General features: G+C 68.1%; 5 protein-coding genes. 3 read left to right on the top strand and 2 right to left on the bottom strand.

The features are described 5' to 3' along the window. Positions 1 to 16 precede the first annotated feature (16 nt). Positions 17 to 6382 (top strand): SDR family NAD(P)-dependent oxidoreductase, encoded by a 6366-nt coding sequence (locus tag ACYVOO_RS19525; protein WP_461016924.1) that lies wholly within the window; start codon positions 17 to 19, stop codon positions 6380 to 6382. 91 nt (positions 6383 to 6473) lie between these two features. Here ACYVOO_RS19525 and ACYVOO_RS19520 read toward each other — a convergent pair whose 3' ends face one another. Together ACYVOO_RS19520 and ACYVOO_RS19515 are read right to left on the bottom strand one after the other, a co-directional pair. After that, the gene (locus tag ACYVOO_RS19520) at positions 6474 to 7253 is read right to left on the bottom strand and encodes a polysaccharide lyase family 7 protein (RefSeq protein WP_461016923.1); all 780 of its coding nucleotides are present in this window, start codon (positions 7251 to 7253) and stop codon (positions 6474 to 6476) included. Next, positions 7250 to 7597, bottom strand: a complete 348-nt coding sequence (locus ACYVOO_RS19515; protein WP_461016922.1) for a hypothetical protein — start codon at positions 7595 to 7597, stop codon at positions 7250 to 7252. Before ACYVOO_RS19515 ends, ACYVOO_RS19520 begins: the two co-directional genes overlap by 4 nt. Positions 7598 to 8116: 519 nt before the next feature. On the opposite strand from ACYVOO_RS19515, the gene ACYVOO_RS19510 reads away from it, so the two are divergent. Together ACYVOO_RS19510 and ACYVOO_RS19505 are read left to right on the top strand one after the other, a co-directional pair. After that, on the top strand, positions 8117 to 8587 hold the full coding sequence (locus ACYVOO_RS19510; protein WP_461016921.1) for a hypothetical protein: 471 nt from the start codon (positions 8117 to 8119) through the stop codon (positions 8585 to 8587). A gap of 41 nt (positions 8588 to 8628) precedes the next feature. Then, positions 8629 to 11199 carry a tetratricopeptide repeat protein gene (locus ACYVOO_RS19505; protein ID WP_461016920.1) on the top strand — a complete coding sequence of 857 codons (2571 nt, stop codon included), beginning with the start codon at positions 8629 to 8631 and terminating at the stop codon, positions 11197 to 11199. Positions 11200 to 11316: the final 117 nt, after the last annotated feature.

The raw sequence follows: 11316 nt of genomic DNA, 5'->3' as shown, positions 1-11316 counted from the left end.
AGAGGGGCCGAAGACCATGACGGACAACGAGCAGCAACTCCTTGACTACCTCAAGCGCGCAACCTCTGAGCTGCACAGCAGCCGACAGCAGCTCAAGGCGATGGAAGACGCCAGAAATGAGCCCATAGCCATTGTAGGAATGGGATGCCACTACCCCGGCGGAGTAACCGGACCGGACAGTCTGTGGAGCCTTGTCGCAAGCGCCGGCGACGCCATCGGCCCCTTCCCGACCGACCGCGGCTGGAATCTCGACAGCCTCTTCTCCGAAGACAAGGATGCGCTCGGAACCACCTACGCACACCACGGTGGTTTCCTGTACGACGCCGCAATGTTCGACGCCGAATTCTTCGGGATATCCCCTCGCGAGGCCGCCACACTCGATCCGCAGCAACGCGTCATGCTCGAAACCGCCTGGGAGGCACTCGAACACGCCGGCATCGATCCGACCGAGCTGCGCGGGTCCCGCACCGCCGTCTACGCCGGAGTCGCCAGTCTCGACTACTCGGACGGCTGGCAGCGATCCGATGGGACCGAAGGCTACCGGCCGACCAGTGTGTCCCACGCCGTCGTATCCGGCCGCATCGCCTACGCCCTTGGCCTGCAAGGCGCCGCCGTCACCGTCGACACCGCCTGTTCGTCCTCGCTGGTCGCCGTACACCTGGCCTGTCAGGCCCTGCGACGCGACGAGTGCGCGCTCGCCCTGGCCGGCGGCGTCAGCATCATGGCAACCCCCATGGCCTTCACCGAGTTCGCACGGCAGAAGGGCCTGTCGCCCGACGGGCGATGCAAGTCATTCGCCGCGGCCGCCGACGGCACCGGCTGGGGCGAGGGAGCCGGGGTACTTGCCTTGGAAAGGCTCTCGGAGGCCAAACGTCATGGCCATCGGATATGGGCAACCATCCGCGCCGGCGCCGTCAACCAGGACGGGGCGAGCAATGGGCTCTCAGCCCCCAACGGAATCGCCCAGCGACAGGTCATCCGTGACGCCCTGACCGCTGCCCGTCTGTCAGCCGCGGACGTGGACGCCGTCGAGGCGCACGGCACCGGCACCGTGCTCGGCGACCCGATCGAGGCCGAAACTCTGATGGCCACGTATGGACGCAGCCGCCCCACCAACGGCGACGGAACGCCGGTGCCCCTGTACCTGGGCTCTTTGAAGTCCAACATAGGCCACACCCTTGCCGCCGCAGGCGTCGGCGGCGTCATCAAGATGGCGATGGCCATGCACCACGGCGTGCTTCCCCAGACCCTTCACGTGGATGAGCCCACACCCCAGGTGGATTGGTCCTCCGACACCGTCAGTCTCCTCACCCAGTCGCAGCGGTGGCCGAGCACAGGACGGCCGCGCCGGGCCGGAATCTCCTCATTCGGCATCAGCGGAACCAACGCCCACCTCATTCTGGAGCAGAGTCCCGACACCTCCGGTCCCGTGCCGACGCTCGCCGACCCGATCCCTCAGAGCAGTCCCGAAACAGAAATCGTCCCCTGGGTCCTGTCGGGAAAATCAAAAACCGCCTTGAAAGCACAGGCAGCACGTCTTCGCCGGCACATCCAGCAACACACAGAGCTCTCTTATCAGGACATCGCCCGCAGCCTCGCCACCACACGCACGCGCTTCACGCACTCGGCAGTCGTCCTCGCCGGCGACACAGCCGCCACCGCGGCCCGCATTGACGCGCTTGCCGAAGGCCGACCGGAAACAGGTGTCGTCACCGGCACCACCGGACCACGAGGCAAAACCGTATTCGTCTTCGGAGGCCAAGGCTCCCAGTGGCCCCGCATGGGGCAGCGCCTTTACCAAAGCTCAACGATATTCCGGGAATCATTGGACGCGGCTGACCAAGCCCTGCGCCCATTCACCCACTGGTCGGTTCTGGACGTGCTGCGCCAAGCACCGGGGGCACCCGGCCTGGAGGCGGACAGCGTCATCCAACCCGCGCTCTTCGCCGTCATGACCTCGCTGGCGGCGACCCTCCAGCGCCACGGCACCGTCCCGGACGCGGTCATCGGCCACTCCCAAGGGGAAATCAGCGCAGCCTGCGTCGCCGGGGCTCTGTCCCTGGAGGACGCCGCGAAAGTCGTCGCGCTGCGCAGTCAGGCGCTGTCAGCACTGTCCGGCCACGGCGCGATGGCCTCGGTCTGGGCTGCGCCCGAACAACTGAACGGGCTCCTCGAGCCATGGACCGGGCACATCGGCGTCGCAGCTGCCAACAGCCCGACCCACTGGACCGTCAGCGGAGAGACCGAAGCCGTCAGCGAGTTCCTCGACCGGTGCCAAACCGAAGGGGTCCGCGCCCGCAGGGTTGGCGTCGACTACGCGTCCCACGGCCCCCAGGTCGAGACCGTACGAAACCAGCTGTTGGAGCAATTCGCCGACATTCGGCCTGGTGTCACCCGCATACCCATGTACAGCACCGTAGATGGCTGGTCACACCGCTCCCCGATCGACGGGCGCCAGTTGGGCGCCGATTACTGGTATCAGAACCTCAGAAACCGTGTCGGCCTGCTGGACACCACGACATCCCTTCTCGAACAGGGCCACACACAATTTCTGGAGCTCTCGCCACATCCAGTCCTCACCCCGGCCATCGCCGAGTCCCTGGAAGCCTTCACCGCCGAGGCCGCCGCACGAGACGAACCGCGCGTCATCGGCGTGATGCGCCGCGACCGGCCGGAGACCGAGGAACTCCTCACCGCCCTGGGCCAGTTGTACGTGGCCGGATACAACGTCAGCCTCATCCCGGAGCACCACAGTGGGAACACGAAGGCGGTACTCCCCACCTACGCCTTCCAGCACGAGCACTACTGGGTCGGTTCCGACGTGCCGAGTCGGGCGCGCGAGGAGGACCGCTCGGGCGGGGCACCGGCCGACCAGCCGCTGCTCGGCCCGGTCACGGGACTTGCCGGAACCGACGAGTGGATCGCCCTCAGCAGCGTGTCGCTGCAATCCCATCCCTGGCTGGCCGACCACGCGGTGCTGACCACCGTGGTGATGCCGGGGGTGGCGATGCTGGACATGGCACTGCAGGCTGGACTGCGGGTCGGCTGCCCTGAGGTGGAAGAGCTGACGTTCCTCAGCCCGCTGTATCTCCCCGACCAGGACCCGGTCCGACTGCAGGTCAGGATCGGCAGCGACGAGGGCGGGGGCCGGCGCCGCATCACCATCAACTCACAGGCGCCGAGGTCCGTCGGCCAAGAAGACGACGACACCTGGACCTGCCACGCATCCGGGTACCTGAAGAACCCCAGCGGTGACGTCGAGGAGCGACCCTGGGCGGATATGACGACCTGGCCGCCCGCTGGCGCGGAGTCGGTGGACACCACGGATCTCTACCCCACCCTGGCCAGGCGCGGTTACCATTTCGGAGAGGACTTCCAGAATGTGCACGCAATCTGGCAGCGGGATGGAGAAGTCTTCGTCGAGGTAAAAATACCGCCGCGATATCGCTCGGAAGCGAGCGTTTTCGGAATCCACCCCCTACTCCTGGACGCCGCGGCTCATTGGCAACTCAAGAGCCTCAATCCAGCCGAAGAAATGTCGGAGCGTCAGGTTCCTCTCCTGTTCTCCGCCGAAGGTGCCCACCTCGTCCACCCGGGATCCGACACCCTCAGGGCCCACCTCACCCAGCGCTCCGGTCAGTCTGTCGGTATGGACCTGTTCGATGAATCCGGCCGTCACGTGGCCCGCATCGCGGGTCTGTCCACGCGTCCGATCTCGCAAGCCCAGCTGATGCAGGAAATCCAGCCGGCGGAGTCTGAGTCGCTCCTCCAGCTCCAATGGACACCGACCGCATCGTTCCAGGAATCCACACCCGAGGATCTGTGCATCCTCGACGCTGCCAGCATCCTCACCGCAGGCAACGATCCGCGCCTGACGATCTGCCACGACACCGAAAGCGTCGAAAGGTGCCTGCTCGATGGAAGCAGTACGGTTCCCGTGCTCTCCCCGTACGGCCGGTCTCAAGCGGAACCGGACACCGCGGAGTCAGCGATCCTGCTGACGGAAAACACGCTACGGGTGCTGGCCCAATGGGCCGCTGACGAACGGTTCGCCACCACCACGTTGGCCATCGCCACATCTCATGCGGTGGCGGTCGCCGACGGCGACGACGTCCGCCCTGAGCAGAGTGCGCTCCGGGGACTCGTCCGAACCGCGGCAATCGAGCACCCGGACCGCTTCGTTCTGTTCGATCTCGACAGCTCATCCAACGCGTGGGCAAAAGCCGCCGCGGCGGCACCCTCCTACGCTGACGTCGCCGTGCGGCGCGGCGTGGTGAGCAGTCCAAGGCTCGTGCGGCGCAGGCCGCCCTCCGCGGTCGCCCCCGCACCGCTGGACCCCAACGGAACCGTCCTTGTCACCGGTGCCACCGGCGGCATCGGCAAACTCATCGCCCGCCGTCTCGTGACCGAACACGGGGTCGCCCGCTTGGTACTCGCCTCACGGACGGGAGCGGCAGCCGTCGGCGCTGACAACCTGAGCGCCGAACTCGCGGAGCTCGGCGCTCAGGTCACCGTCGTCCAGTGCGACGTTGCCGACCGGGACGACCTGTCACAGCTGCTCGGCCGCATACCGCCCCAGCATCCGCTCACCGCCGTGGTGCATATGGCCGGCGTACTCGACGACGCCGTCCTCACCCGGCTTACGGCAGACCAGATACGCAAAGTCATGCGCCCGAAAGTCGAAGCCGCCGCGCACCTCCACGACCTCACCCAAGAAATCGGACTGGCCAGGTTCATCGTTTTCTCCTCCGTTTCCGGTGTCTTCGGAAGCCCCGGACAGGGAAATTACGCCGCCGCCAACGCCTTCCTCGACGGCCTGGCCCAGCATCGCCGAGCCAAAAGGCTGCCCGCCACCTCCATTGCCTGGGGAATATGGAATACCGCGACCGGCATGACCGCTCACCTCACGAGCGCCGATCTGCAACGAATCAGCCGCACCGGTATGAGGCCGATGACCGAGCAGGAAGGGCTCAATCTCTTCGACCAGGCGATTCGGACATCCTCACCCGCACTGATCGCCACCCCGATTGACAGCGAGGCGCTGTCCGCGGCCGTCGAGTCACATGCGGCACCCGCCCTGCTGGTAAGCCTTGTGGGCACCCGTAATCGCTCGAAAACCCACAGGTCATTCCGCTCGCAAGATACTGGCCCCCGCAATTATCTGGCAGATTTGGACGCCGCAGCATTGCCGCAGGCGGTCAATGAACTGGTTCTCGCTACCACGGCCACCGTATTCGGCCACAAGCATCCGCGGGCCGACGACTTCCAACGCAACTTCGCCGACATGGGCGTGGACTCACTCATGGCAGTCGAGTTGCGCAATCGTCTGAACGCCGCGACCGATGCCCGTCTCCCCACTACCGCAGTATTCGTCTACCCCACGCCTCGGGCCTTGGCCGAATACCTCACGTCTCTTCTCCAGGCAACGGCCCAAACTGAACCTGAAGGCAAGAGCAACCCTCCGAGCAAAAATTCAGGGACTGCTTCCACACCGTCCGGCACTTCTGCGAACCCGGCAGCCCAGAACAGCGCAGTACCGCCAGACGCAGCTGACATCGTCGAGGTGTTCACGGCAGCGATTCGCCGAGGAGAAGGACGTCTGGCTTCTCAAATAGCGACTGAAGCAGCACGGACACGACCGTCATTCTCGGATCTGGCAGGCCACAAGGATTTACGTCATCCCGTCAAGCTGTGTGACGGAGACGGTGAGACCCTCGTGGCCTGCATTGATTCCATCGCGCCGGTAGGGAACGGATTTTCCTACACACAGGTGGCAGGACACCTTAGCCGGCATCTCAGGACTTATGCCCTGGGTCTTCCAGGTTATCGCGAGGAAGAATCGCTCCCCAACAACTCGGAAGCAGCAGCTCAAGCGCTCGCCACTACCGTAGCCGAGCTTGCCCAGAACGCTCCCTTCGTTCTCGTTGGCCACTCGTCAGGAGCCTATTTCGCCGAGGCCACTTCAGCGATCCTGGAGAAGGGAGGAAGTTATCCGCACTCTGTCGTGATGATCGATCCGCCCAGCACCGATGCGATAGTTCGGGAAGACGCGGCACTGACGTCTCTGCTCCGCCAATTTGCGGATCAGGCCAACCAGGCGGACGGATTCGACTACGCCACGGTGACAGCCCTGGGTAGGTATATCGAATTTCCCTACGGTCACAGCTGGGGTAAAACGAGTATCCAAAAGACACTCCTTCGCGCCACTCGTCAGCCTTCTTGGTGGCCAACTAGTCCCGCTCTGCCCGACGCCGACTTCGAACACGTCATCAATATCGCGACAGACCACTTCTCCATCATGTCGCAGCACAGCGGAAGTATTGCCGAAGCAATTTTGGCGGCTGCTTCCCACCGGCGCGGGTATGTGGGGGTCAGGCGTTGATGAGGCGGCTGTCGATCTGGCGGTGACCGCTGACGATCAATGCCCCCTTGGAATTGATCATCTAGCCCGAGGCCCGGCGCCGCCTCGTCGCTCAGTCGTGGGTGACCTGGAGCTTGTAGATGCTCGTCTGCCCGTAGTTGGAGCTGCTGCACGGGGAGGAGTTCCCGCAGTTGGCCTGGGTGTACGCACCGGCCTTGAAGTAGTTCCCTGACGCGGTGTGCGAGATGGTCGTCTGGAGGACGCCGTTGTAGTACACCTTGATCTGGCCACCGCTGACGACGAACTTGCCCTCGTAGGTGGTGTGCAGATCGTAGTTGCTGGTCACCAGCTTGTGGTGGGTGTCGTCGCCCTTGGTGATGTAGAGGCTGGTGCCCTCCAGGCGGAAGACCGTCACGTCGTCGTCGCCGTCGTGGATCTGGGCGCCGACGAGGTGCGGCTTGTCGTTCGGCAGCTTGTTGAACGCCTCCCGGAAGGTCATGGTGTGGGTGCCGGAGGTGGCCGGCCAGGAGGCGTTCTCGGTGCCGCCGTCGGTCATCTCGCGCAGTTCGGAGCGGGGATAGCTGGAGCCGGACGTCGTGACTCCGTTGACCGCCGACCGGAACTGGACGCCGGTGCACGCGGAGTTCACCGTGAACCAGGGAGCCGACGCGTAGGTGGCCAGGGAGGGCTGCTTGATCTCGGTCGGCGAGCCGCTCGACCCGGTCGGCAGAGTCACCTTCCAGTCGGTCAGGTCGAGCTGCTGCGCGGGGTAGTCGCACGGGTCGGCCGCAGTGGCGGTACCCCCTGTGACGAGCGGGAGGGTCAGGGCGGCCAGGGCGGAGAGTGCCGCCACGCCCGTGGTGGCGAGAGTGCGCTTGCGGGTGCGTCTCATGTCTGCTGCTTCCTTACTGTCGGTTGGTGCCGAGTGCCTTCTTCTGCGGTCAGCAGGTGCGCGACGGCTCGCACTCGGTCCCGTACGTGCCGTCGCGTCGCCGCCGGTGTTGCCGTGCGAGCGGTTGGCCCGGAACGTGGACGTGCGGTCCGTTGCGTGGTGTGCTCGCGCACCGGACCGGCCTTCTTGAGGCGGACCAGGGCGAGGCCGAGGAGCCGGTCGGCACGGTCGCCGTCGGCGGGACGGTCGTGGAAGCCCGCGAGGACGCTGTGGTGGAAGCCGGAGTCGTCCAGCTCCATGGTCATCGCGTACGTGAAGTCGAGGCGGCCACGTACCCATGTCACCGTCGTACCGCCCGGGTGGCTCGTCCACGCGATCCGCGCGGTCAAAGGCGGGACTTGCTCACCGGAACGGGGGCGGAAGGACAACAGGCACCTCGACAGGCTGCATCGGTCGGCGGTACTACCCGAGCATGCCCGTTGACCATGCCGCCGCACCGGGAAACTCCAAGATCTCCGACGGAGTCACGTTCACAGCAGGTACGAGCAGCGCAGTGCCCCGCCTTCCTCGCGGTAGCGGCCCCGGCCTCGCGCCCCGCGGGGGTTGGGGAGCATCTGGACGGCCACCTTGTGAGGGGTGAGGGCGTGGGGCGGTGCGCCGGGTGGCGTGGGCGTGGACGCACGCCGAGGGCCGACACACATCAGTGATGGTCATTCCCGTGAGCTGTCCAGGTCCCCGCACCGGGTTCCCATGGCCTGAATCGCATAGCGGCGTCTCGAAGCGCACAACCGTACGCTGGGTGGTGAACGGTCGTCGTCGAGCAGGGGCCGGTAGCGTGCGGCGGCTTGGGCGAAGGGGCAGTGATGACGGGGAGTCCCGGAGGGCGGCGCGGCGCGTTATGGACGCTCGCTCTGGTCTGCGGTGGCACGGCGGTCGGGCTGGTGCTCCTGTGCGTGCTGGGCGGGCTGAACGTGGGCGAGCAAGTCGCGGGCCTGATCGGCGCGGTGACCGGTGTGGTCGGCTGCGCGCTGGCCCTGTGGCCACTGCTCGGCCGGCGCGACGGCAGGAGCGGGGGCGGTGGCGGTGGCGACGACCTCAACCCGCGAGTCGGTGCGGGCCACGGCGGGCTTGCGGTCGGTGGCAGCGTGGTCGGCACGGCGATCGGCCCCCGCAGCAGGGTCACCGGCCCGCCCTCGGCACAGCCACCACCGCGTCGCGGAAGCGGCCCCGCCGACGGTGCCGGTCCCGACCCTGATGTGACCGCCGGGGACCAGGGGATGGCGGTGCGCGGCGATGTCGTCGACAGCGCGCTCGGTGAGGACAGCGAGCGGTGAGCAGATGGCCTCGGCGGCGCGGGAGAGCCGCAGGAGCACCGGTGTCGGCGCGACCGGAGGTCGCGGCGGAAGGCGGGAGTGAAGACGGGGGTGAAGGCGGACGCGTCTCGGCCGAGAGCGAGGGCGTGAGTGTCGCGGCCGGAGGCGACGTCGTGGCGTCCGCGATCGGCGACGGTGCCAGCGTCATCAACAAATACGAGGCGCACCATCACTACCATCTGCCCGAGGCGGTCTCCTGGCCGATGCGGATCGGCACACCGCCTGTTCCGGCCTCGGCCTCGCAGCCGCGCGAAGCGGTCCGGAGCCGTATCGACGCGGCCCGGCGGCTGGGCCGCACGGTGGTGCTGGCCCAGGTGCTGTCAGGCGGTGGCGGCGTGGGAAAGTCGCAACTGGCCGCGGCCTACGCCCGCGAGGCCATCGCCACGGGCACGGACCTGGTGGTGTGGGTGCCCGCAGCCGAGGTCCGGGACGTGGTGCTCGCGTACGCGCGGGCCGCTTCCCGCGTACGGGCCCCCGGCGCCACGGGTGAGGATCCTGAGCAGGACGGGCGCTGCTTCCTCGACTGGCTGGCCGGCACGGACCGCAGCTGGCTCGTCGTGCTCGACGACGTCGGCGACCTGGTGGGCATGTCCGGCTGGTGGCCGTCGGGCGACGCGGAGAACGGCTGGGTGCTGGCCACCACGCGCCGCCGCGATGCCGCCGTGACCGGCGGCGGCAGACGGCTCGTGGAGGTCGGGGTCTTCACCCCCGCGGAGTCGGGCGCCTATCTCCGTACGCGACTGGCCGAGGCGGGCTGCCCGCAGCTGTGCGACGAGGAGTCAGGTGCGCTGGCGGAAGCGCTGGGGCAGCTGCCGCTGGCGCTCAGCCACGCCGCCGCCTACATGATCGACATGGGCGAGAGCTGCTCCGGTTATCTCCGGCTGGTCCGTGACCGCCGCACCAGTCTGGACCGGCTGTTCCCCGTCCACGCCGACGGCGACGGCTACGGGCGTGCGGTCGACGTGACCCTCCTGCTGAACCTGGATGCCGCGGACGCCCATGACCCGGCGGGCCTCGCCAGCCCCGGTATGCAGCTGGCCGGGCTGCTCGACCCTGCGGGGCACCCCGAGTCGTTCTGGACAACCGCGCCCGTCGTCGAGTATTTCGCACGGCATCGCACGCCCGGGGCGCCCACGGCCTCCGCCGCGCCCACGGCGTCCCCGGTAGGGTCCGGGCCCGTCACCGCGGCGCAGGTGCGCGCCGCTCTCGGCCTGCTCCACCGGTACGGGTTGCTGAGCTGGCAGAAGGACGGCGCTCCCGACAGCGTCCGGGTGCACGCCCTCACCGCGCGGGCCGCGCGCGAGCACACTCCGTCGCAGGCGGAGGCGGAGGCGGCGCGTACGACCGCCGATGCTCTGCTCGGCGTATGGCCGCAGCTCGACGCCCCCGAGTCCGGCCTCGCCGCGGTCCTGCGCGCCAATGCGGGGGCGCTGCGCAGCTGCGCGGAGGACCATCTGTGGCACCCCGGGCCGCACGAGGTGCTGTTCACCGCCGGGCGCAGTCTCGACGGTGTGGGCCTGTACGCCGCAGCGGTCGACTACTGGCGGGCGCTGTGCGAGGCGTGCACAGAGGCTCTCGGCGCTGAGCACCCGGAGACGGTCAGGGCGCGCGCCGGTCTCGCCGCCTCGTACCGGAGCGCGGGGCGTACGGACGAGGCGATCCCGCTCCAGGAGAACGTGCTCGCCGACCGCGAACGGCGCCTGGGCCCCGACCACTCGGACACTCTGGACGCGCGGGCCGACCTCGCCCACTCCTACTGGCAGGCGGGGCGTACTGACGAGGCCATTCCGCTGGAGGAGGGTGTGCTCGCCGACCGGCAGCGGCTGCTGGGCGCGGAGGCGCCGGAGACGATCGGGGCGCGCGCGGCCCTCGCCGCCTCGTACCGCAACGCGGGGCGCACGGCGGAGGCCGTGCCGCTGGAGGAAACCGTCCTGGCCGACCGCGAACGGCTGCTGGGTCCCGACCACCCCGACACGTTCACCGCACGGGCCAACCTCGTCTTCTCGTACCGGAGGGCCGGGCGCATGGACGAGGCGGTGGCGCTCAGCGAACGGCTCCTGGCGGACCGCGAGCGCGTCCTCGGCCCCGACCACCCGGACACACTCCGGGCCCGGGTCCATCTCACCTCGTCGTACTGGCACGCGGGGCGCACCGCGGAGGCCATCCTCCAGGGCGAGAGCAACCGCGTCGAGAGCGAGCGCGTCCTGGGCCCCGACCACCCCGACACCCATACGGTGCGCGCCAATCTCGCCGTCTACTACCAGGAGGCCGGGCGCAGTGAGGACGCCGTCGCGCTGCACCGGCAGGTGCTCACCGAGCGGGAACGTTCGCTCGGCCACGGGCACCCGGACACCCTGACCGCGCAGGCCAACCTCGCCGATTCCCTCCGCAAGGGCGGCCGTCCGGAGGACGCCGCCCGGCTTGAGGAGAGCGTACTCGCGGCCCGGATACGCACGCTCGGGGCGGATCACCCCGACACGAGCCGCGTACGTGCCCATCTGGCGGCCTCCTACCGGCTCGCGGGCCGTACCGATGAGGCCGTGGCCGTCGAAGAGGGCCGACTCCCGGACTGACCCGCCCGCTCCGTCCGCCCGGGCCGGTGACGCTCAGCTTGTGCTTTAAGGTGCGAGGTCGAAATGGGCCTCGCACTAGGCCGCTCACCTGGGCGTTCACCGGACGCTGGGGCGGCC

The organism is Streptomyces daliensis, from assembly GCF_054782395.1.
Note: the sequence above shows the minus strand (reverse complement) of the source record. Positions and strands in the feature narration are given on the sequence as shown.